The 23,518-nt window shown below is 60.0% G+C and carries 15 protein-coding genes; 12 read left to right on the top strand and 3 right to left on the bottom strand.

Annotated features, from left to right (window positions below; genetic code table 11):
- Nucleotides 1–313: 313 nt before the first annotated feature.
- Nucleotides 314–1,948, bottom strand: coding sequence for a DUF4832 domain-containing protein (locus JNK74_17395; GenBank protein MBL7647960.1), 1,635 nt, complete (start codon nucleotides 1,946–1,948; stop codon nucleotides 314–316).
- Nucleotides 1,949–2,104: 156 nt separating this feature from the next.
- Between JNK74_17395 and JNK74_17390 the strand changes: the two genes are divergently transcribed.
- The 12 genes from JNK74_17390 (at nucleotide 2,105) to JNK74_17335 (ending at nucleotide 20,935) form a co-directional block, all read left to right on the top strand.
- Nucleotides 2,105–4,663: a DEAD/DEAH box helicase family protein gene (locus JNK74_17390; protein MBL7647959.1), complete on the top strand. Its 2,559-nt coding sequence runs from the start codon at nucleotides 2,105–2,107 to the stop codon at nucleotides 4,661–4,663.
- A 3-nt stretch (nucleotides 4,664–4,666) separates the two neighbouring features.
- The gene (locus JNK74_17385) at nucleotides 4,667–6,034 is read left to right on the top strand and encodes a glucose-6-phosphate isomerase (protein ID MBL7647958.1); all 1,368 of its coding nucleotides are present in this window, start codon (nucleotides 4,667–4,669) and stop codon (nucleotides 6,032–6,034) included.
- Complete coding sequence (locus tag JNK74_17380; protein MBL7647957.1) at nucleotides 6,031–7,629, top strand: hypothetical protein; 1,599 nt, start codon at nucleotides 6,031–6,033, stop codon at nucleotides 7,627–7,629. The genes JNK74_17385 and JNK74_17380 overlap by 4 nt, the downstream gene beginning before the upstream one ends.
- 220 nt (nucleotides 7,630–7,849) lie before the next feature.
- Nucleotides 7,850–8,434, top strand: coding sequence for a response regulator (locus JNK74_17375; protein MBL7647956.1), 585 nt, complete (start codon nucleotides 7,850–7,852; stop codon nucleotides 8,432–8,434).
- Between the two features lie 175 nt (nucleotides 8,435–8,609).
- Complete coding sequence (locus JNK74_17370; GenBank protein ID MBL7647955.1) at nucleotides 8,610–12,218, top strand: response regulator; 3,609 nt, start codon at nucleotides 8,610–8,612, stop codon at nucleotides 12,216–12,218.
- A 55-nt stretch (nucleotides 12,219–12,273) separates the two neighbouring features.
- The gene (locus tag JNK74_17365) at nucleotides 12,274–13,155 is read left to right on the top strand and encodes a sulfurtransferase (GenBank protein ID MBL7647954.1); all 882 of its coding nucleotides are present in this window, start codon (nucleotides 12,274–12,276) and stop codon (nucleotides 13,153–13,155) included.
- Between the two features lie 54 nt (nucleotides 13,156–13,209).
- A complete protein-coding gene (locus tag JNK74_17360; GenBank protein ID MBL7647953.1) occupies nucleotides 13,210–14,379 on the top strand; it encodes an aldo/keto reductase in 1,170 nt (389 codons plus the stop codon).
- 189 nt (nucleotides 14,380–14,568) lie between these two features.
- Entirely contained in the window at nucleotides 14,569–14,814 is a 246-nt protein-coding gene (locus JNK74_17355) for a UPF0175 family protein (protein ID MBL7647952.1), read from the top strand.
- Entirely contained in the window at nucleotides 14,811–15,296 is a 486-nt protein-coding gene (locus tag JNK74_17350; protein ID MBL7647951.1) for a DUF3368 domain-containing protein, read from the top strand. Before JNK74_17355 ends, JNK74_17350 begins: the two co-directional genes overlap by 4 nt.
- 349 nt (nucleotides 15,297–15,645) lie before the next feature.
- The gene (locus JNK74_17345) at nucleotides 15,646–17,220 is read left to right on the top strand and encodes a sulfatase (GenBank protein ID MBL7647950.1); all 1,575 of its coding nucleotides are present in this window, start codon (nucleotides 15,646–15,648) and stop codon (nucleotides 17,218–17,220) included.
- 157 nt (nucleotides 17,221–17,377) lie between these two features.
- Nucleotides 17,378–18,850 (top strand): arylsulfatase, encoded by a 1,473-nt coding sequence (locus JNK74_17340; protein ID MBL7647949.1) that lies wholly within the window; start codon nucleotides 17,378–17,380, stop codon nucleotides 18,848–18,850.
- Nucleotides 18,851–18,961: 111 nt separating this feature from the next.
- Entirely contained in the window at nucleotides 18,962–20,935 is a 1,974-nt protein-coding gene (locus JNK74_17335; GenBank protein ID MBL7647948.1) for a hypothetical protein, read from the top strand.
- 2 nt (nucleotides 20,936–20,937) lie between these two features.
- Here JNK74_17335 and JNK74_17330 read toward each other — a convergent pair whose 3' ends face one another.
- Nucleotides 20,938–22,416, bottom strand: a complete 1,479-nt coding sequence (locus JNK74_17330; protein ID MBL7647947.1) for a DM13 domain-containing protein — start codon at nucleotides 22,414–22,416, stop codon at nucleotides 20,938–20,940.
- 205 nt (nucleotides 22,417–22,621) lie between these two features.
- Nucleotides 22,622–23,395: an SDR family oxidoreductase gene (locus JNK74_17325; GenBank protein MBL7647946.1), complete on the bottom strand. Its 774-nt coding sequence runs from the start codon at nucleotides 23,393–23,395 to the stop codon at nucleotides 22,622–22,624.
- Nucleotides 23,396–23,518 lie beyond the last annotated feature (123 nt).

Genomic DNA, 23,518 nt, shown 5'->3' with positions numbered 1-23,518 from the left:
CGGGTCTCGAAATTGCGTAAGAGACTTTGGGGGCTTTGGTTCTTCTCATTCGAGACAAAGCACACATCAACCGGCGGGGCTGTCCTGTGCTAGGCGACGTTGCCCCAATATATATCAAGCGATCGTTCACGAGGTGGCGCGTCGGGCGGCCATTCTTTCATGGTCAGATCTCAGGCCGAATAATCTAAACCGCGACGCCAGCCTGCAGGACAGCCCCGCCGGTCGCAGCGCACTTCCCCCGTTCGGGCTTCCCGTTGGGCTCGTTGCGGTGGTCCCAGCATTGAAGTCGCCGGGCGACGCTGTCCCTGAATCGCTACGACAGGTTACACCCAAAGGGATTCTCGCGGGGTGCGAGTGCCTCCAATTCCGACTCGCTCAGTTCGCCGTCACGGTTGGTGTCTATCTCGTCGTACTGAGTTTGCGTCAAGTCTGCCCGTTCCACACGCGCTTCGCCTATCGTAAGTCCGCCACTGTTGTCCGCGTCCAGGTCATCAAAATCGGTCAGCAGGTCATCGGCAATTTCTTCCAAGTTCCCTTCGCCTTCGCCTTCGCCTTCACCCTCACCCTCACCCCCGGAACCCACGGTCAGCGTGCCCAGCAAAACACCGTTCTCGTCCTGAGTGGCGTTTGCAAAGCGGATCGGATTGCCACCGGGCAAGATGTTGGGCACGCTCAGATGAATGGCATAGTTTCCCGCGTTTAGCCCAGGGGCCGCAGACTCCAAAACGAATTCATGGTCGGTCGAATTCGCCAGAATACTACTGAGGGCCCAGCCAGGTGTCTCCAGCACGACCGGGGCGCCGCCGTTGCCCGTTGCGGTTATCTTGAAAGGCCAGTCATAGTAGAATGGGGCCAAGCCCCGATTCTGCAGGCGCACGCCAATGGTCAATGCCCCGTTCTCGGGGGCGTCCGGCAGGTTTGCCGCGCTGATGAAAAATTCGTAGCCCGTCGATTTGGCCCCCGCGATGGCCCGCGCCACTTTGGCGTTGCTCCAGCCATTGCTGCCGCCGTTATCGCCTTCAAAGGCCTGGTGGTAGAGCAGCCAGGACACGTGGGTGGTCGAAACCGCCGTTGCGAAATCCTCGGGCGCGCCGGTGGGCTGATCGAAGACGACCTGCTGATAATCCGGCTGCACTTCGCCGCCGTTCGGTAGCGATTGCCAGCGCAGGTCGAACTCGTTTGCCAGCATCCGGCTCCAGAAATGGAAGTCTTCCGTGGGCAGGGTCGAGTTGGTGAAGTCGTCGTCGTGGAATCCAATCTGTCGAGTTTCGAGGGTCGCCATGGGTTCATGGCTCATGACATCCTGCGAAATGAGTAGCTGAGTTTCGCTGAAGGCATTGTCATAGGCGACAAGAATCCGGTTCTGCGTTTGCACGCCGGCGAAGAGCTCCTCCTCGGGATAGGTGTGCCATTCGCCCCAGTGACCCAGCAGGCCAAGCTGGACAAAGCCAACGCGCGGGTCGCCGTCGTAGCGCGCGCCAAATGCCGCGATGAAGGCTTCGAGCGCCTGGACCAGATTCTCGTCGTCGTAGTCCGGACTCATGCCGGAGCCGCTGCTGCCGTTGTAGGCCGTCAATTGAAGGCCGTCATCGAGGAGGAACTGGGGAATGGACGTAGAATCATCGGGATAGTCCAGATAAACCCGGATAATCGCCTGATGTCCCCGTCCCGCAATTTCGTTGAGCAGGGGCTCCAGCCCGGAGTCGAAGGTGAAGGTAGTGGGTCCGCTCATGAGGGTCGCCAGGCCCACATAGTCGAATTCCATGCTGTAGGGGAAGGAGTCATACTCCCCGGAAAATGGGACGAAGCCCTTCAGCGGATTGTCCGCAGGTGCCTTCGTCGCATCGTAAGCGAGGGAAACCCAGCCGCTTTCGGGCAGCCCCTGGCTCCAGGACGGAAGCGTTCCGAGGAGGAAAAGGGCGAGGATTCCATGAGTCCAGACGCGCATCGGGTTGTCTTCCGTTTCTCCCCGAAAAGGGGCTCCAAGTCGCCGGAACGGGTCTGAACTTGGTTCAGAACGCTCCGGCAAGGTAGGATACACCACCCGACGCGGCGCGTAAAGACTTCGTTCCAACCCGCCGCGCCCCAATCCCACTGGAGCCCCATGAACAACGCCCTCGGAGAAAATATACTCACCCGCTTCACCCCGGCGGCGGCCCTGAAGATTCAGGAGGCCATCGCGGAAGCGGGGGGGCGCGAGGTCTTCTTTGCGGGGGCCTTCGATGGCCAGGGACGCATCTGCACCGTGCGTGTTTGTGCGCGGGGCCACGAGACCGCCGTTCCGGCACTTTTTGAAACGCTGGACGTTCGCGATGTAGTGATCCACAACCATCCCTCGGGCGAAATCGCGCCGAGCGAGGCGGATGTTCAATTGGCCGCCATGTACAGCGCCCACGGCCACGGGGTCTACATCGTGGACAACGATGTCACCCGAGTCTATGTGGTGGTGGAGCCCTTTCTCCCCAAACAGGTCGCACTCCTCTCCACCCAGGAGCTGCGGAAGATGTTCGCGCCCAACGGCGAGATGGGGAAAACCCTGCCGGGCTTCGAGGTGCGCCCGCAGCAGGTTCAATTCATGGAAGCGGTGGCCGACGCCTTCAATCAGAATCGCATCGCGGTGGTGGAAGCGCCCACGGGCGTGGGGAAGACCTTTGCCTATTTGCTGCCCGCCGCCCTGTGGGCCAGGCGAAACAAAGAGCGCATTGTCATCAGCACCCGGACCATCAATCTCCAGGAACAGATCATGGAGAAAGACATCCCGCTGATTCGGAAGTCGATTAACGAACCTCTCGAGGCCTGCCTGGTGAAGGGACGGGGCAACTACCTCTGCCTTCGCAAGCTGGAGCGGGCATTGTCCGAGACCACCTTGTTTGACGACGAAGCCACCCAAGGCCAGCTTCAGGCCATCAGCGAGTGGGCCGAGAAAACCGAGGACGGCAGCCGGACGGATCTGCCCTTCATGCCCGGTCGCGAGGTCTGGGAAAAGGTCTGCTCCGAGTCGGACAGTTGCAGCATGGGGCGTTGCCCGGATAATAAGCGTTGTTTTGTGGGAAAGGCCCGGCGCGAGATGGGCAAGGCCGATCTGCTGGTGGTGAATCACCACATGCTTTTTTCCGACATCGCGATCAAGAAAGAGGCGGGCGATTTTTCGGCTCAGGCGGTGTTGCCCCACTACAAGCGCGTGATCTTCGACGAGGCCCACAGCATCGAGGACTCCGCCACCGAGTATTTTGGCCTCTCCGCCACGCTTTTTGGCGCCAAGGCCTCTTTTGGACGCTTTATTCGCATGGAGCGGGGTCAGGAACGCGGTCTTATTCCCGTGATCCGCGCGATGCTGGTGAAGGAATGTCCTCAGCTTTCGGTGGATAAATTTGAGGTGATACAGACACTCATCGAGGAGAAGGTGAAGCCCCTGCTCTTTGAGAGTCGCAATCTGGTCGAAGATTCCTTTCTGGCCCTCCGCGAACTCGCCTCCATTTGTAGTGGCGAAATTGGCCGCGACGTGAAGTGGCGCCTTACCGAGGAGATCTTACTCGATAAGCGACTGCGCAAAGTACACAACGAGCGGGTCGTCCCCGCGGTCGATTCCGTAACAAAGCTCTTGAAGCATCTCAAGGATCTCCATACCCTGCTCATGCGTATCCCTCCGAAGGAAGAGGGGGAAGAGCCGCCGCTGGTGTCCGAGAGAGCCCAGTTGCAGGCTTACGCCGGTCGTCTCGAACGCACGGCCAACGCCCTGCTGGAATGCACCAGCGAAGAGCTGCAGGAGAACACGGTTCGCTGGATCGAAGTCGACGCGCGCCACGATCAGTCCATCCGCATTGCGCGGTGCCCGCTGGAAGTGGGGCCGCCCCTTGCGGAATGGGTGTACAACAACCTGGACACCGTCGTTATGACCTCGGCCACCCTCGCGGTCCGGCGCGAGTTCGACTATCTCTTTCAACGCCTGGGACTCAATCGCGTGGAGGACGGCAGGGTAAGCACCGCGCTCCTTGACTCGCCCTTCAACTATCGCGAACAGGCCATGCTGTGCCTGCTCAATGATGTCGTGGACCCCGGCGATCGCCGCTTTCTGGAGGATTCGGTGGCGGGGATTCGACGCGCACTGGAGATCTCCCGGGGACATGCCTTCGTCCTGTTTACTTCGTTCTACGCGCTGGAGCACGCCTACAAACACCTCGCGGGAGACCTGCGGAAGGCGGGCATCACGCCCCTGAAGCAGGGCGAAGCCGGACGCACCCAGTTGCTTGATCGCTTTCGGCTCGACGCCAACAGCGTGCTCTTCGCCACCGACAGTTTCTGGGAAGGAGTGGACGTTGCCGGCGATTCCTTGCAGTGTGTTATACTGCCCAAACTGCCCTTTCGGGTTCCCACGGAGCCTATCCAGCAGGCCCGGTCCGAGGCGATTGAAGCCCGAACCGGCAACGCCTTCATGGACTACTCCGTACCCCAGGCGGTCATAAAATTCCGCCAGGGATTTGGCCGCCTCATACGGAGGCGCAGCGATCGGGGCGTCGTTGTTGTACTTGATCAGCGCATTCTGACCAAACGTTACGGTCGCATCTTCCTGGATTCCCTGCCGCCGTTAAGCGTCGTTCGGGGTGATCGCGATACTGTTTTTCAAGAGATGGAAACTTTCTTCCAGCAACCAACCGAGGATTGAGCAATGCAAGCCGATATTCGCATCGATATTTCGCGGGCCAAGTCCGCCGCCGTAGGCAAGGAACACGGCATCACGCCAGCCGAATTTCAGGCCATCGAGCCCCGGGTCCTCGAAATACACAAGATCCTCCAGAAAGAGCGCAAGGACAAGGCCTACGGCTTCTACGACCTTCACAAGGACAAAGAAACCCTTAAGGCGGTAAAGGCGGCGGCAAAGAAATACGCCGCTTTCGGTTATGAAAATCTCGTCGTGCTCGGTATCGGCGGCTCCGCCCTGGGCATCACCGCGCTGAACACCGCGCTGAATCCGCCCTATTACAATATGCTCACCAAGCGCGGACGCAAAGGCTTTCCGCGACTCTTTGTCATGGACAACATCGATCCCGTGACCTTCCGCGCCATGCTGCGCCTGTGCCCGCCGCAGAAAACCCTCTACAACGTGATTTCCAAGTCCGGCGGCACCGCGGAGACCATGTCCCAGCTCATGATCGTGCTGGAAATTCTCGAGAGCAAGCTCGGCAAGGACAAGGTGAAAGATCACCTTATCGTCACCACCAGCCCCCAGGGCCCCAACGCCCCCAAGAGCCTTCTTCATCCCGTCGCCAAGGCCTATGGCCTTGACAGCTTCGACATCCCGCTCAATGTGGGCGGACGTTTCTCCGTGTTTACACCGGTTGGCCTGCTCCCCGCCGCCTTGATCGGTCTCGATATCGATGAGATGCTCGCCGGTTGCGCCGCCATGGACAAGCGCTGCTCTCTCGGAAGTCTGATGGATAACCCCGCGTACCTGCGCGCCGCCGTGCATTACATGATGGACAAGCAGAAGGGCAAGGTCATGTCCGTCATGATGCCCTATGTGGACGGGCTCCGCGACGTGGCCGATTGGTATCGCCAGCTCTGGGCCGAAAGCCTGGGTAAGAAGTTCAGCCTCGATGGGGAAGAGGTCTATGCGGGACAGACGCCCATCAAGGCCCTCGGCGCCACCGACCAGCACTCGCAGGTGCAGCTTTTCCGCGAAGGTCCCAACGACAAGATCTTTACCACGCTCGAAGCCGGTCGATTCGACAAGACGTTGAAGATTCCCGCGAACCTCACGGAAATTAAAGATTTGGACTACCTGCGCGGCGCTTCGATGAACAAGCTGATGACCGCCGAACTGGTCGGCACGCTGGACGCCCTCAAGGCCAGCCTGCGCCCCGCCATCCGCGTGATTCTGCCCAAGGTCAACGCCCACACCGTCGGCCAGTTGTTGTACATGCTCGAAGTGGAGACCGCCATGGCCGGTCGTCTCTATAACGTCAATACCTTTGATCAACCCGGTGTGGAAGAAGGCAAAATCATTGCCCGCCGCCTCATGGGGGGCGAGGGGTGAGCGACGCGCCACGCGGGGAGCGCCAGGACGTCAACAACCGTCACCTCCTGCCGTATGGCGTTGGAGGGGACTACGTGGGCGCCCGGCGCACCCGCCGTGCCTTTCGGCTGCTGGTCTTCGCCTGCATCGGCTTCACCTTCTCGCTGTACTATGTGGAGCGTTATCTCCGCTACGAATTGAACGAGGTTCACTACCGCATGGCCCTCACGCTGGAAGACGATTCCCAGCGGGCGATTCTGCGTAATGTGGTGCGCCGGGACAGTGAGAACCGCGAAGTCCCCACCGCGAAGTACGTGGAGGCCCTGGCCAATATAGAAGAGGACGACCTCGTCATCGAGCGCTTTGCCGAAGCGGTAAAGCTCGCCCCGGACAAGGGCTCGCTGCTTATCGTCTACGGCTGCAAGCTGTTTCAGCAGCGCCAGTTCAAGGAGTCTCGACAGATTTTTCGCGAGGCGACGCTGAAGGCGACGCGAAATGCCCTGCCCAAGTATCTTCAGGCGGCCGCGATTGCCGCGTCCTCCGAATCGGAAGACGACTTCCGGACCGCCTTGGCCCTGTTGGGACGCGCCAACGACAGTGGCGAGCCCGCGGTCTTCCCCCAGCCCCTGTGGCATGAATCCCTGCCCAAGCGGGGTAACTGGTATGAAATGCTACAGCGACGCCTCGCGGACGAAGCCTGCGCACCCTTGTACTACCTCCGGAATGTCGTCATCAAGCGCGCCGGGGCAGCGCTGGACCAGGGGGACTTCCAAGCGTGGGATGGCTGGTTGCTTCAAGTGCAGCAGATGGGCGATCGATTGCTCCAGGCCGGGACGGAAGATGGAGACGGTGTCGGCACCAGCCCCGCCCTCTGCGGTCTCCAGGTCCAGAAAGACGCCCTCCTCATGCGGATCGCATTGCGCGAGCGTCGGGGCGCCGAACCGGCCGAGTTGAGGGCCCGACTGGAAAAGATCGAGGCGGCCATTGCCCGTGTGCAGCACTTCGAGGCCGAGCGGGAGAAATTCGTCGCGGCGGCGGAGGGACACGTGACCCGGCCCCTGGGGCTTGCCGCCCAGGGCATGCTGGTGCTCGGCGCGGCGGTCAGCGCCGCTTGGCTGCTGTCGAGTTTGTTTCGCACCGACAAGAATGCCCGGACCCTTCGGCAGGCCAGGGGGGGAATGTACCTCCTCGGCGGATGGCTGGTTCTGGTCGCGCTCCTTCTCCTCCTTTCCGGCACCATGGAGACAGGGGGGCTTCAGACGGGAATTCAAGTCGCCTGGCACCTCTTGCTATCCGCCATCCTGGTCTATGCGCTGGTTTTCCCCCTATTGCGTCTACCCGCGCCGGAACGGCTCTGTCAGGGATTTCTGGAGGATCCAGAATATGCGGAGCGATTGCGCGAAGCGGGCCGACGCAGGCGTAAGGCCTGGATCTCCTTAAGCGGGCGATACATCAATATTGTTCTGGGTTCCTACGTAATCCTACTTGCGGCGTACTTCCTCGGCTTCCGGATCGTGACGGGGCTCTATCCGACCGATGTGAAACTGCTGACCTCCGGTGTGGAATTACGTGAAATTGTGCTGTTTAATGACCTGTACCAGATGTTATCATCCTGAACCCGGTGCCCGGCGTAACCGGGGCTCCTCCCCTGGGCTAAATAGTGAAAACAGCGATAATTGTTAGCGTTGAGTTGACAGGTTTACAAATAGCGCGTTATAATCAGTCTGAAGTTCATTAAAATGCTAATTGTACGCGGCTTCTCGTTTCTTGTACACCGAACTTCCCATCGTGCGGCGAAATGAAGTCAGCGCGTTCTTTTTTTAAGGAGTATGGCTCGTGAGTGATCGTGAACAAAAAGCATATACCACCTTCGAGGCCGCCAAGATTTGCCACGTCACCCACCACAGCATTAAGAACTGGATTAAACAAGGGCTGATTAAAGCCTCCAGGACGCCGGGTGGGCACTATCGAATCCTCGAAGACGATCTGGATCGATTCCGGGAGAAATACGATATGTTTCCCCGGGAAAAGGGGCCCTCGCAGCGTCGGGTCATGATTGTCGACGACGATCCCGACGCGTTGGCCCTGATGGAGAATATCCTCACGGACGATGGCTTCGAGCTGGTGAAGGTGAGCAACGCGACGGAAGTGGGCCTGAAAGCGGCCCAGATGGGACCGGACCTCATCTTGCTCGACTTTCTCATGCCGGAGATAAACGGCTTCGAAGTCTGCAAGGCCCTCCGGGACAACGAACTCACCCGCAGTATTCCCATCATGGCGGTCACCTGCCTCACAAAAGAGTCCGACATCGAACGGATATTTTCGTGTGGCGCCGACGAGTACCTTGCGAAGCCATTTCGCGTGGATCAAATGCTGGACAAGGTCCGGGATCTTATCGGTCGGGGCCGGGCGAGCGAGTAAATCCCTCGTGTGCGCGGTATTCGGCGGGCTTGCACCGGCTCGGGCGAACTGGCATCATGTGTTCGCGCAAGGCCCAACGGGGCTTTACCCAAGCGCCTGAAGCTCCCCCGTTCCGAGGTTTAATTTCGGTGTCCCGGCGGGAGTGCGGGTCCAAGATGCCAACCGGATATTCTCCTTGTTTACCATGTTCAAGCGACAGGCTCGTGGCGGAATCGAGCGCAAGTTTATCACCTCCATCCTCTGGGTTGGGGTGATCCCGATGGCGCTGGCCCTGGTCAGTGGCTATGTGCTTGCGCGGGAAAACCAGAAAAACGCCGTCCGAATTAACCTGGAAACGGCGGCCCGCCTCAGGACCGAGGGGCTCCAGCTCGCCATCATGGCGCGCTGCCAGCGCACGGCCCGCGCCGCGCGCGATCCCGAGCTCATCAGGACCATCACGCTGGCCGCTTCTTCGCTGGCCCAGTCCGAGTTGCTCGCGGCGCTCCGGCAGTTGAAAGATCTGGCCGTAAGCGGCGGCGATGATCGGGCGGATTTCTCCGCGTATGATCGTTTCGGCGTGCTGCTCGGCAGCACCCGTGCGGTGCCACCGACCGAACGCCACCCTGAGTGGGAAGGCGAACTGCTGGGCACCGCTCCCATTGCCTTTGACACCGCCGGCTATATTCTCAGCGTTGCGACTCCGGTCAAGGTGGGTGGCAATGTGCAGCCCATGGGTTTCCTGGTCGAAGATCAGGGCGTGCGCGACGTACTGGGCAACCTGGCCGAGCAGACGTGGCCCGTAGCGCTGGAGGAAGACGAGAAATACGAAATTGTCGCCCCGGCGGGCAGTGGGAACTTTCTGACCCACTACATGGCGGAGATCGGAAACGACACTTCTCAATCCGGCACGGCTTCGCGCCCGACCGATGCCGCGCTCGTCGCACATCTGACCGAGTTTCCCCGGGAAGATTCGGGCGCACTCCTGCTCAATGATTATCGTGGCCACGGCACCCCTATGGCCGCGGTGGTCGCGTTTCACCGGTTGCTACCAGGCAGGCAGATCTATCTTCTGGCCTATTGCTCCGCCTACGATGTCTACGAAAACATCAATATTGCCGCCGCGCTGACTCTGGTCTTCTCCAGTCTCATCATCGGCCTCTTTTGCATCATCGCCTACCGAAACGTGCACAACAACGTCATTCGTCCCGTCTCCCTCCTCAATGAAGGTGCCCAGATCATCCGGCAGGGCGATCTCGAGCTGAAGCTCGTCATCGGCACGGGGGACGAGATCGAAGAGTTGGCCATGTCCTTCAACAAGATGGCCAGTGCCCTTCGCACCAATATCAATCAACTGGAGGAATCCGAGGAGCGCTACCGTAATCTCATCACCTCCATGCGCGACGGGATCTACCAGACCAATACCGAGGGGCGCCTGACCCTGATCAATCCCGCCGGCGTCCAGATTCTTGGTTTCAAGAGCGCGGCCTCCGTGGTGGGGCTCAATCTGCGGGAGCTCTTTCTCGAACGCATGGATTACGCCCGCGTCACCGGAGAGCTGGAACGGCATCGCTTCGTGGAACGGGCGCGGGTCTGGATGAAACGGCCCGATGATCGGACGATCTGCGTGGAACTCAGCGCCAATCGCATTTTCGACGAGAGCGGAGCCTTCATCGGCATGGAGGGCACCTTCCGCGATGTGACCCAGAACGTGATGCTGGAACAGGAGGCCCGGGAGCGCTCCGATCGCATTGCGGCGATCAACCAGATCGCCAACACGATCAATTCCAGCCTGGAGGCCGGGCGCGTCTACGAAAGCATCGTGGTCGAAGTTCGCAAGCTGATCACCTTTGACTACGCCGAAGTGGTCTTGATGAATCCTCAGAGCGACACCCTGGAGACCCATCATCTGTGGCCGGAGCCGGCAAGCGGAAACATGGCTCTGGAACGAACCGAGGGAGGACCGGAAAGCGCCCTCTGGGTCGCACGGGAGAAAAAAGTGCTCTGCGTGCGCGATCTGCGCAAGGGGAACTCGCCCTTCGCCAGCGAATTTCCGGAAGAGATTCGCAGTTGTCTCTGCCTGCCGCTCTACGCAACCGAGCGCATCATCGGGACCCTCAATCTCGGCGCGAAAGAGGTGGCCGCCTTCGGGCGCCACGAAATCGAGATCTCCGAACAGATGACGCCCCATGTGGCCGTGGCCATTCGGAATGCCCAGCTCCTGGAAAATCTACAGCACTCGCTCGAAGAAGTGACCCTGGCACGGGAACGCCTCCACGATATGAACGACGAGTTGAAGACGCTGGACGAGCTCAAGACCAACCTGCTGTCTAATGTGTCCCACGAACTCAGGACGCCCCTGGTGGCGGTAATGGGCTACACGGACATGATCCTCAATGGCAAGGTGGGCCCGATCAACGAAGTGCAGTCGGATTATTTGGGCATCAGCCTCCGCAATATCGAGAAGCTGGTTACCTTGATCGAGAATCTCCTCGATTTCTCCCGGCTCCATCGTGGGGCGGAAGAGCTCGTGTTTGACACCTTCGATCTGGTGGATTGCGCCCGGACGAGCATGGAAATTATCAAACCCGTGTCGGACAGCCGCGATATCGCGCTGGATCTTATCGCCACGGAGGGGCCGGTCCTTGTCGAAGGCGACAAGGGTAAGATGGGCCAGGTCTTCAACAATCTTCTTTCCAACGCCGTCAAATTCAACGACGGCGGCGGTCGGGTAAGCGTGGAAATCAAATTCGACGGCGCACAGGCTTCCGTTTCTGTGTCGGATACGGGCATCGGGATCCCCGAAGAGGCGCTGGACAAGATATTTACGCGCTTCTACCAGTACGATGGTTCCTCCACCCGGAAGTATGGCGGCACCGGTATCGGGCTTGCCATCGCCCAGGACATCATGCGCCTGCATGGCAGTCGGATCACCGTGACCAGCCAGGTGGGCAAGGGAACGACCTTCAATTTCGTGCTCCCCCTGAGCATGTCCCAGCATCCGGAACGCTCGAACGCCGGGCCCAATCCACCTCTGCCCACGGAAACTCACCTGCTCGTGGAGTTGGTAACACAGGACCGTGCCCTGAGCGCGCAGATTCGCAATTTGCTCCTTTCGGAGGGGATGGATGTCATTCACGCCGCCTACCCGTCCGTGGCCCGTGCCCTGGCGGAAAAGTACAGCCCCGACGTGCTGCTGGTCGACACGGAGGCCGGCCCCCTCGGAAGCGTGGTGGTGGAGGAGATCGTCAACACACCCGCGGCGGTGGGCGTGCCCGTTATTTTACTCACCAACGATGATACGCTCTATGCGAAGTACGAGTCTCAAGTCGCCGCGCGTATCCGGCGAGGCTTCCGTAAGAGCACCCTTCTCAGCGGGATTCACTATGCCCTGAGCCATGGCGTCCCCGGCTTCGACCAGTTGGGTGACAAGGTGCTTTGCGTGGATGATGACCAGGAGATCGGCATCTTCATATCGCGATGCCTGGAAAACGAGGGCTACCCCACGGAACGCTGCAATAACGGCGAGGATGCCTTGGAAAAGGTGGCCAACGGCGACTACTGGCTGGTGCTACTCGATATCGCTATGCCGGGCATCGACGGCTGGGAGACCTGCCGGCGGATCAAGTCCAACGCGGCCATTTCCGGCATCAAGGTCTATATGGTCACCGCAAAGCCCGTGGATAAGAGCCTGGCCCAGTTGCACGAGTGTGGCGCCGACGGGTACCTTATCAAGCCGTTCAAGGCGGACGATCTGTTGGGGCTGGTGCAGAGCTATCGCCCCGGAAACAAATCCGCGCCCGCGTGAGTCCGGGCCGGAGACATTCGAAAATATTGGACGGTATTTGGACTGGAGATACCTCATGCGCACAATTCTTTCCCTCACCTTGCTGCTGGCCTGCGCGGTACGGGCCGAATCCCCGCTGGTGGACAGCGCCAGCGTGGCAACACTGACCAATGCCCTCTTTGTAGATGCGCGAAGCGCGGAATCTTTCGCGGCGGGCCATATCCCCGGCGCTGCAAATCTTGATGTGGATTCCCTCTCGGAGACGCGCGACGGTGTCATCGGGATGCTCAAATCGCACGACGCTCTGGTTCCCTTGTTTGCCGCCGCAGGCCTTGAGATGGGGAAGACGCTGGTGGTCTATGGCGGCCTGGAGGACGGCGCGGAAGTGAAAGGGGTCACCCGCCTCTTTTGGGTACTCGAGCATTCGGGCTTCGACGACGTCCGCGTGCTTGATGGTGGCCTCGCGAAGTGGAAAGCCGAAGGCGGCGTTCCGGAGACGGGCCCGAGTAAGGTGCCGCCTTCCAGCGTGGACCACCTGACGGACCTGAAGCGGGCCGAAGCGCTGGTGGTGGATAAGAAGCAACTGATGGCGGCGATGGATCGTGGAACGGCGCTCGTGGTGGACCTCCGCTCGAAAGACGAGTACACCGGCGCGAAGAAGAAGGACTTCGTCCAGAATGCCGGCCACGTCCCCGGCGCCAAGAGCAAGCCCGCCACATCTTTCGTCGAGGGGAAATACTTCACCTTTAAGTCTCCTGAAAAGATTCGGGAGATGATTGGCTCGGGCGTCCCGGCTGGGAAGAAGCCCGTGATAACCTATTGCAACAGCGGTCGCGATGCGACCGTGGGCTACCTCGCCTATCGCATCGCGGGCTTTCAAGACGTCTCCGTATACGACGGCTCCATGGCGGAGTGGGGAAATGATGCCACGTGTCCCGTGGCGGAAGGTGAAGAGTAAGATTTAAAGGTTTTCGGTCGCTTTGCGGGCGGAGAAGAAAAGGATAGAAATCGAATGCAATATCGTCGATTCGGTAAAACCGAACTCCAGATTCCCGTTATCAGTTGCGGCGGCATGCGCTACCAGCAGTCCTGGAAAGACTACGAGACTGACAAGGTCACGCCCGAGAACCAGAGAAACCTCGAAGCCTGCATTCACCGCGCCGTGGAGCTGGGCGTCAATCACATCGAAACCGCCCGGGGCTATGGCACGAGCGAATACCAGTTGGGCAAAATCCTGCCGACCTTCCAGCGCGACAAGATCATCGTGCAGACCAAGGTGGGCCCCAGCGCCGACGTGTCGAAATTCGTTGAGGAGTTTGAAAAGTCCATGGGCCTGCTTCAGCTCGACTATGTGGACATTTTCTCCTTCCACGGCGTGAACACGCCCGAGTGTCTCGAAAATACGAAGAAGTGCATGGACACCGCCCTGCAGTGGAAGAAAGAAGGCCGAATCCGCGATATCGGCTTTTCCACCCATGGACCCCTGAGCGTTATCACAGACGCGATAAAGACGGACATGTTCGAGCATGTGAACCTGCACTGGTACTACATCTTCCAGAACAACTGGCCCGCCGTGCTCGAAGCAACGAAGCGCGACATGGGCGTCTTCATCATTTCTCCCAATGACAAAGGCGGTCTGCTCTACAAGCCCAGCCAGAAGCTCATCGAGCTCTGCGCGCCGCTCCATCCCATGGTCTTCAATGGTCTGTTCTGTCTCGCGCGGCCCGAAGTGCACACCCTGAGCTGCGGCGTTTCCTGCCCCGAAGACTTTGACATTCACATGGAAACAGTCCGTCTGATGGACCAGGCCGCCGAACACATCGCCCCCATCGAATCCCGCCTTCACGAGGCACTCGTCGACCAACTGGGCGAAGACTGGGTCGCCAACTGGGAAAAAGGCCTCCCCGAATGGGACGAGACCCCCGGCGATGTGAACATTCCGGTCGTGCTTCGCCTCTGGAACTATGCCAAGGCCTTCGATATGGTCGAATACGGCAAAATGCGCTATGGCCTCCTCGGCAACGGCGGGCACTGGTTTCCCGGTAAGAAACTCGAAGGCGTTGATCTCGAAGCGGTCACGGCGACCGTTGCGAAGCATCCCTATGCCTCCGTGATTCCCGAAAGACTCCAGGAAGCGCACGCGCTGCTCAAGGGCGAGGAAAAGAAGCGGTTGCAGGAGTAGGGGGGAGACGGTCGCACTGGGCTGCTATCGCAAGACCGATAGGCCATTGCGCCTTTGCCGCATTGATCGTATAATTCGTCATAGAGTGCGGCGAGCAATGGCATGCGCCTCTCCGTAACTGGGCACCCCGGTCGTCGGTACCGCTAATTCAATTCGAGGTCAAAGCGATCCTCTGATCAGGAGCGATTTATGAGTGTAACGATATCGGACGATCTCCTCGAAGCCGTGCAGATGAGCGGGAGTGAGTTCCGTATGGAACTGGCTGTTTTCCTCTTTGAACGGGAGCGGCTTACGCTAGCCCAGGCCGCACGCCTCGCGGAGGTAAATCGTCTGCGATTCCAGCACCTACTGGCGAGCCGGGGAATTGAGGCACACTACGACGTGGCTGAATTCGAGAACGACTTGCGTACGCTTCGTGAGCTGGGACGCGTGTGATTGTTGTCAGTGACGCGTCACCACTCATCAGCCTGGCTGTGGTCGGACATCTGGACCTCTTGCAAAAGCTCTATTCAGTGGTGCTGATTCCCGAAGCCGTCCACGGTGAAGCCATAGGTGTAGAAGATGATGCCCCCGGAGTAGCGGCTCTCGTTTCGGCCCCGTGGATACGCGTGCGGGCCGTGAGAGATCGAGCGCTGGTGGAAGCCCTAACGCTTAAGCTGGACCCGGGCGAGGCTGAGGCGATAGCCCTCTCCGTGGAAAATCAGGCGGGCCTGCTGTTGATGGATGAGCGTCGAGGTCGCATGGCCGCGACTCGGCTCGGATGCAGGGTCGTGGGGGTGCTGGGTGTGTTGCTTGAGGCAAAGGTGCAAGGGCACCTGTCGGTACTGCGGCCGGTGCTCGAAGCGCTCAATACGCAAGCAGGCTTTCACGTCAGCGCGGCGCTTATTGATAGAGTCCTGGAAGCTGCCGAAGAGTAGTGGTCATCGCGTTATGGGGATACCGAGACGTAGAGCCAGACGCCGTCTAAGAGACAGCATCGCAGTGCCTGTTTGTATTCGTTATCGGGCGCCGACTGCTGGAAGCGAGCGCCCTGCCAATAGAGGGAGGAGAAGAAGGCGGATTCGCAATGGGTGAATGCGCCTGTATCGTTCGAATGCAAGATTGGTCGTCGCCTCGTCCGATAGGTCACGCCGAACTGTCATGCCCAACTTGACCTCCCGCGCTGCAATCCGTATTCTCTCTTCTGGCTACTATCACCTCAATAGCGCCCTGCAGAGAGTGTACTGAGCAATCGAAGCCGATTGTGGTCGGCTAATGGAGGTTGGTATGGGCAGTCTATTCATCCGTCGCTGTTTTGGCCTTGTTATTGGCCTGCTTATTGTCATCTTCTGCACCCCACGGGTGTTCTCGGCCGACCGCCCCAACATCCTCCTCGCCATTTCCGACGACCAGTCCTTCTACCACACCTCCAAAGCGGGCTATCCCGCTATCCAGACGCCGGCCTTTGACCGGATCGCGAATGAAGGCGTTTACTTCACCCATGCAGTCACTGCATCGCCGGGATGCAGTCCTTCCCGCGCCGCCCTGCTGACGGGACGCTATTGCTGGCAACTGGAAGACGCGGCTACCCACGCGAGCGGTTTTCCGACGAAGTACGTGACCTATCCGGACCTCCTGGAAGCTGCGGGTTATTTCGTGGGATTCACCGGCAAGGGATGGGGGCCGGGCGACTTCAAGGCTTCGGGCCGCTCGCGAAATCCGGCGGGCCCCGAGTTTGCGGACAAGACGATGGCCTCTCCCGATGGGATTAATTCGAATGACTATGCGGCGAACTTCGGCGATTTTCTCAAGGCGCGAAAACCGGGGCAACCTTTCTGCTTCTGGTATGGCGGCAAGGAACCGCACCGCACGTATAAGAAGGGCATCGGCCTGGAGCAGGGCAAGCGCCTTGAGGACGCCAAGGTGCCGGGCTTCCTGCCCGATGCCCCGGAGATTCGCAGCGACCTTCTGGACTACTGCGCGGAGATAGAATGGTTCGACGCCCATCTGGGCCGCATGATCGCGATGCTGGAGCAGGAAGGGGAGCTGGACAACACGATTGTTATCGTGACGGCCGATAACGGCATGTCCTTTCCACGCGCCAAGGCCAATGTCTATGAAGCGGGCATACGGATGCCGCTGGCGATTCGGTGGGGCGCGAAGGCGCCCGGCGGTCGTACAAGCGACGACCTGATCAGCCTCACCGATCTCGCGCCGACCCTGCTGGAGGCGGCAGGCGTAACACACCCCGGCGCAATGGGCGACGCGCCGTCCATGGTTGGCAAGAGCATGCTGGCGTTGCTCATCAGCGGGAAGTCCGGCGTGGTCGAGCCATCGCGCGATGCAGTCTTCAGCGCGCGGGAGCGACACTCCTCCTCGCGGTACAACAACTGGGGCTATCCCCAGCGCGGTATCCGTACAGCCGAATACCTCTACGTGCGGAACTACCATCCGGACCGTTGGCCCGCCGGGGACCCGCAGAAATACGGAACGGGAAAGAATTCGGAAGACCTGAGCCAGCTTGGTCCAATGCATGACGCTTACCACGACATCGACGCGGGCCCCTCACTGACGTATCTCGTGGAGGGCCACAGTGATCCAGGTATTCGAAAGTTTCTCGATCTCGCCGTGGGCAAGCGTCCTGCTGAAGAGCTGTACGCCATCAACACGGATCCCGATTGCCTGGTGAATCTGGCGACCCATCCCGATTCCGCCAAAGTGAAGCGGGAGCTTTCGGGGAAGCTTGACGCCTTTCTCAAAGAGACAGGCGATCCCCGCGCTACGGGAGAAGGTGAAGTCTTCGAGACCTACCCGCGATTCAGCGAGATTCGGAAGTTTCCCGCGCCGGATTCGCCTAAGTGAGTAGGCGTAAGATCAGCTTAGTCGCTTTAGCAGGGCCTCCATCGTCTGGGGGCTTCCGCCACGGAGAAAATCGTTGAAGAAACTTGGAATACTTGCAGCCCTGATTCTGGCCACACTTTCAAGCGAGGCCGCACCGCGCCCCAACATCGTCCTGATCATGGCGGACGACATGGGCTATTCGGACATCCGGTGCTACGGCGGCGAAGTTCGCACGCCCAACCTGGACAAGCTCGCATCGGAAGGGCTTCGATTCACGCAGTTCTACAACGCGGCGCGATGCTGTCCCACGCGCGCTTCATTGCTCACCGGTCTTTATCCCCACCAGGCGGGCATGGGCGGCATGGTCAACAGCAAGACGGGCCCCGGCCCCTATCAGGGGTTCCTCAACGACCAGTGCGTAACCATGGCGGAAGTGCTGAAGGATGCGGGCTACACCACACTGATGGCGGGCAAGTGGCACGTGGGAGAGGACAGGCCCCACTGGCCGGTTGATCGGGGTTTTGATCGCTACTTCGGTCTGATTGGTGGCGCGATGAACTATTTCGACATCAAGCAGGTGAAGAATCCCGGAGAGGTGCGAAAGTTCGCGATCGACGGGGAAGCTTATGAGCCGCCGAATAAAGACTGGTATCTCACCGATGCAATTACCGACAACGCCGTGGCCTACCTCAGAGAATACGGCGTCAAGGAGAATCCTTTTTTCCTCTACGTGGCCTACACCGCGCCGCACTGGCCCCTGAACGCGCTGGAGGAAGATATCCAGCGCTACCTGGGCAAGTATTCGGAAGGCTGGGATGTCCTGCGCAAGGCCCGCTATCAGCGCATGATAGAAATGGGGCTCATCGATCCGGCGTGGGCGCTGCCGCCGCGCGACGGCGAGACCGTTGACTGGGAGTCTGTGGAAGATAAGGCCGACATGGATCGCCGCATGGCGGTGTATGCCGCGCAGATTGACCGCATGGATCAGGGGATCGGTAGGGTGTTGGCGGCGCTGGACGAGACGGGGAAAGGGGACAATACACTGGTTCTGTTCTTGTCCGACAATGGCGGTTGTCATGAAGGCGGGGCGCTGGGATTCGATAACCGCAAGAACGGCCAGCCCGCCGGGGGGGTGGACAGCTACATGAGCTATGGCCGCTCCTGGGCCAGCGCAAGCAATACGCCCTTTCGCATGTATAAACACTGGGTTCATGAAGGGGGCATATCGACGCCCCTCATCGCGCGTTGGCCCTCGGGCATTCCTTCTCGTGGCGGCCTCACACGACAGCCGGGCCATTTAGTGGATATCATGGCAACGATCGTGGAGCTGGCCGGGGCGACCTATCCCCAGACGTCCAAAGGCCAGGCCATCCTGCCGATGGAGGGGCGCAGCCTGGTACCCGCATTTCGCGGCGAGGTCCCGGACGGCGAGCGGATCCTCTACTGGGAACACATGGGCAATCGCGCGGTGCGCCAGGGGGACTGGAAGCTGGTGGCCGCCAAGGGCGGGCCCTGGGAGCTGTACAACCTGCTCGAAGATCGAAGTGAGATGAAGAATCGCATTGCAGACTTGCCGGAGAAAGCCGCAGAACTTCAGGCACTCTACGACACCTGGGCGGCGAAGGTGGGCGTTAAGGAGAGCGAGGACTAAGGCTTGCGTAGCTCGTTGTGGCGCGGAAGCGCTCCGGGGTGCTACGGTATTGTTCCGTGCGCGGGCTGACTCGGGGGAGCGGCCTGCATTGCCCATGGAGGTACCCCGCCGATGTTGACCACTCCTGTCGGCCGCTTATTCGTCATCACCGTCGCTGCGCTCTTTGCGATCACCTGCTTGCGAACTCGGAGCGTCGAGCCCGGTGTCGGCGCTGAGGCACACGTCTTCCTCCGAGGCGAGTCCGTTCTCGTTCCCCTTCCCGATGACCTCTCCGCCCCTGTCCATTCGTTGCGACTGCTGAACGAGCGTATGGAGTCCCTGTCCGAGCTTCCGGTGTCCGGGGCGAGCGTCAATCTGGGGGCCCTGCCTGTGGGGTGGTACCGCGTCGAATTTCAGGCACAGGACGGTGCATCGCTCGGTTTCACCACCGCCGCCGTGCTTGAGCCCGCAGTGGCGCCGTCTGCGGGGGACTCGCCCATCGCACTCGACGTGGCCCTGGCGTGGCTCGGCGCAAAGGATCAGCGCGACTGGCCCCTGATGGCCGAACTGGCGCGGCGGGCGGGTGTTGGCTGGGTGCGCGATCGCATTCACTGGCGCGAGGTTCAGGAATCAACGGGGGTCTTTCTGCCCCGCACGAAGTACGACGACAGTGCCGATATTCAGACGGCCTCGGGCCTCAAGATTCTCCAAGTCTTCCATACCCGACCTCAGTGGGCCCTGATCTCAACCACAGGCTCGGAGCGCCCCCGCACCGACCTGCTGAAGTTGCACGCCTTCTGCAGAGGGATGGCGGAGCGATTTCACGGCCGCGTGCAGGCCTGGGAACCATGGAACGAAGGCAACGCCGCGAATTTCGGGGGCTTCACGATGGACGAGTTATGCACCCTGCAAAAAGCGGCCTGGCTGGGCTTCAAGGCGGGTGACCCATCGCTCACCGTGTGCTGGAACCCCCTGGGCGGCATTAACCGGGCCACGCAGGTCGAGGATTTGCTTCGGAACGAAACCTGGCCTTATTTCGACGTCTACAGCATACATTCTTATGACTGGCCCCACGGCTATGAAGGGTATTGGGCCGATTCTCGCAACGGGGCGAGCGGCCGACCCATCTGGGTGACCGAGGGAGATCGGGGGATGAACGCCGACCCAGCCTCCGCAACAGGCGATTTCACGCCAGAAATGGACCGTCGCAAGGCGGAGTTTGTGACCCAGTCCTATGTCCGCAGCCTTTTCTCCGGTGCGAGTCGCCACTTTCACTTTATCCTGGGCCATTATATGGAAGGGGACAATCGCGTCCAGTTCGGACTACTCCGTGCGGACCACACGCCCCGTCCCGGCTATGTGGCCCTGGCCACGCTGGGACGCCTGCTGGCGGATGGGCGCTGCCTGGGACGATACGAAGTTCCAGAAAAACCTGAGCTGCACGTGTATGCCTTCCGCGCCCGTCCCGATGGTGTTGAGCGCGATGTCCTCGTGGCCTGGTGTGAGGGCGAGTTTGACTGGCCGGAGCGGGGCAGAATCAGCGCGCCGTGGCCGATTCCGGAGTCTCTGCTGGTCGAGGCCGCACTCGACTATCTTGGTCGGCCTCTGGAGCCCCGCGCCCCTGCGGAATTGAGTGCCGCGCCAGTGTTTCTGTTGCTGCCCGCAGGATCGAGCGACGCACTGAAGTTGCGAAGTGTCGCGGTGGAAACCCGGCGGACAGGAGAGGCGTCGCCCATCGTACTACAGTTCGACGCGCCGGGCATCGAACCGGTTATTCGCACCGTGGAGTGGACGCAGGAAGCGGCCTATGAATTTGAGCCCGGCACCGAACTGAAGGGAAACATGACGGTCTACAATCTGGGAGCCGCGAAAGCATCCGGGACCCTGCAAATGGTCTTGCAGTCATCGGGGGAGACGCTGCCCGCGAACACGTGGGAGGTCGCTCTGGATCCCATGACGCGGCAGGAAATATCGCTGGACCTGACCCTTCCGTCCGGCGGCGAGCCGCAGGATACCTGGCTCCTGTTCACCGGCGATTTTGGCTCGGCGGGAAAGCCTGTGCTCAGCGTGCGCAATCGAGCGGCGAAGGTGGGGGAGAAGCCATGAGCCTAACGAGGCGGGTGAGATATTCCGTGTAGCATTCCAAGGCCCAGCAGGGCGATTCCCAGCAGCATCAAATCCCCCGGAAGATAACGCCATACAAACTTGCCCCGAAGAAAGCAGCCACTTCCGCCACCATCGATAATCGCATTCAACTCCGCCTCGCTGAGCTCGCTGTCGCCATTGCCATCGAACATCTCGAACTCGCCGATGCTGAACGAAGAAAACGCGGCGGTTGCCTCGGCGAAGCTCAACTGACCGTCGCTATTCAGATCGAGTTCGTCAAAGGAGTCCAGCAGGATGGTTGCCTGCTCGACAGGATCGGGCTCACCTTCACCTTCACCTTCACCTTCACCTTCACCTTCACCTTCACCTTCACCCTCACCCTCACCCTCACCCTCACCCTCACCCTCACCCTCGCCCTCGCCCTCACCGGCGTGGGCAAGCACGGCTTCGCCAAAGCTGCTTCCGGTTTCCACATCCCAAATGCGAACGACACGCACCTCGTCGAAAGTTACATCGATGGGAAGATGAACCGCCAATGAGGCGTTGTCATATCCGCCAACCTTTCGGATATCCCTGCCATAAAGGTCGACGCCACCCTCAAGAGTAGTATCAGGGAAGCCGAATATGCGCACATCGCCACCCTCGCCATCGAAGAAGAAATTCTCCAGGAGCAGCGTGCAGTTGTTGACCACCGTGACGGTGCCCGCCACGTCGTGGTCAGTCGCGACAAAGTCCCCTGTTTCACCTACATGCGCGCTGTCGTCGTCGCAATCCGGTTCGGGGATATCCAGCGTAACCCGCAGGCGACCGAAATTATTGGTCTCGTCCGATTCCAGAATGTGGTTGGCGGCGTCCACCTCGATCTCCAGCCAGTAAGAGCCAGAGGGCACATTGGTCACATCGATCCACTGCTTTTCCAGGAAGCGGGGATAGATGTCCGTCCAGCCGACGGAGATACCATGATTTCCATCCTTCGCCTGAAAGCCGAAAACCGGCGCGCCGGGCAGGCTGCGATCATAGGGGGCGGAACTCGTAATTCGCACGGCCGGTTTCGTTCCCGTGGCCACGATGTCGCCCACGCCATCGCCGTCGGTAATTTCGCGGAGGCGATAGGCCACCCAGCCCTCGGCCTCCATCATGCTGATCGCCGGATTGTATATGAAGCCGCCCGCATCGCGGAGGTATCCGGGACCTCCCGTTTGCTGTATGCGTTGATTTACCGGCTGTCGCCCATCACCGAGGTCCTCGCCGGTTGCTTCCAGCAGATAGTCACCCGTGCCGATGTTGGGCAGGGAAGAATCAAAGCGGAAAAGTACCCGACCCGGCTGGCGATTGATGTCCAGCAAGTTGTTGTCCATGCGCTCGGGGTCCACAATAAGATCAGGAAGGCGATCGATCTGCGCGGGGGCGCTCGAAGCGAAAAGCAGCGCGGCGAAGGCGACCATTGTGGCGCTCGCCGATATGGGAAAAGAGAGGACCATCGTTTTTCCTGCCTGTTGCGCGGGAGCTGTTGTGAGCAAATGAACCGCCGCCACTATAACAAGGGGCTTGGGGAAAGGCAACGCGGGGGGATAGGACGGATAGGACCGACGGGACGGATTTGCATGGGTCGTATCGATCCTATCCGTCCTGTAAAGTACGAAGGCCGCCCCACACGCAAAGGGGCGGCCTCGCTTCCAAGAAGAATCAACCCAGTGTGTGCGCCCCGTTCACGGCGATATTCTGGCCCGAAATGTAGGAGGCCTCATCGCTGGAAAGAAACAGCACCGTGTCCGCCACTTCCTTCGGCACGCCCCAGCGCTTCATGGGCAGGCCGGCCAAATAGCCGTCCTTGAGTTCCTGGGGGTCTTTCTCATGACGCTCCACCAGGATCCAGCCGGGCGAAATCATGTTAACGGTGATGCCCCAGGGGGCAAGCTCATTGGCAAGACTGCGGTTGAAGCCGGTCTGACCGCCCTTGGCCGCGCAATAGGCGGTGAAGTTCGGAACGCCCCGTGTGAAGACTTCGGAACCGATATTGATGATGCGGCCCGCGCGACGTTCCTTCATGCCGGGTAGTACGGCTCTGGTGAGCAGATAGGGACTCTTTACGAAGAAGTCCAGCATGGACTGGTAGAACTCCCAGGTATACTCCTCAATGGGCATCTGGGGCTGATCGGGCGTGGCGTTCACCACCAGAATGTCCACCGGTCCCAGGGTATCCACGATCTCCCGGTGCATGCGGTTTACCTCGTCTTCCACGATGACGCTGCCGCGCAGCATGATGCCTTCGTGTCCCGCATCCTTGAACTCTTGAAAGGTCTTTTCCGCGCGGGCCTGATTGTTGTTGTAATTCAGCGCAACCTTGGCGCCCGCAGCGCCCAGTTGCATGGCCATCACCTTTCCCAGGCCCGTGCTGGAGCCGGTAATCCAGGCAACCTTGCCTGCCAGTGAAAAGGGGTGCGATCCGTTGGTGGTCATTTAGTGCTCTCCAGTAATGTTCGATTAGGCCCGGTGTCTGGGCAGGATTTATGGAACTATGGAGCGGGGACTACGCATCCCCCGGTTGCTTTTCATCGCAACCATATTCCTCTTTGGGGGCTG

The sequence above is a fragment of the Candidatus Hydrogenedentota bacterium genome, assembly GCA_016791475.1.
In the GTDB taxonomy this organism is placed as follows: domain Bacteria; phylum Hydrogenedentota; class Hydrogenedentia; order Hydrogenedentales; family JAEUWI01; genus JAEUWI01.
The sequence above is the reverse complement of the archived record's forward strand: the minus strand, read 5'-3'. Positions and strand labels throughout refer to the sequence as shown.

Coding starts and splice junctions, on each gene's coding strand:
- JNK74_17365 (MBL7647954.1), top strand. CDS start 12,274: ATGCGCACAATTCTTTCCCTCACCTTGCTGCTGGCCTGCGCGGTACGG.
- JNK74_17390 (MBL7647959.1), top strand. CDS start 2,105: ATGAACAACGCCCTCGGAGAAAATATACTCACCCGCTTCACCCCGGCG.
- JNK74_17345 (MBL7647950.1), top strand. CDS start 15,646: ATGGGCAGTCTATTCATCCGTCGCTGTTTTGGCCTTGTTATTGGCCTG.
- JNK74_17395 (MBL7647960.1), bottom strand. CDS start 1,948: ATGCGCGTCTGGACTCATGGAATCCTCGCCCTTTTCCTCCTCGGAACG.
- JNK74_17340 (MBL7647949.1), top strand. CDS start 17,378: ATGGCGGACGACATGGGCTATTCGGACATCCGGTGCTACGGCGGCGAA.
- JNK74_17335 (MBL7647948.1), top strand. CDS start 18,962: ATGTTGACCACTCCTGTCGGCCGCTTATTCGTCATCACCGTCGCTGCG.
- JNK74_17325 (MBL7647946.1), bottom strand. CDS start 23,395: ATGACCACCAACGGATCGCACCCCTTTTCACTGGCAGGCAAGGTTGCC.
- JNK74_17360 (MBL7647953.1), top strand. CDS start 13,210: ATGCAATATCGTCGATTCGGTAAAACCGAACTCCAGATTCCCGTTATC.
- JNK74_17355 (MBL7647952.1), top strand. CDS start 14,569: ATGAGTGTAACGATATCGGACGATCTCCTCGAAGCCGTGCAGATGAGC.
- JNK74_17330 (MBL7647947.1), bottom strand. CDS start 22,416: ATGGTCCTCTCTTTTCCCATATCGGCGAGCGCCACAATGGTCGCCTTC.
- JNK74_17385 (MBL7647958.1), top strand. CDS start 4,667: ATGCAAGCCGATATTCGCATCGATATTTCGCGGGCCAAGTCCGCCGCC.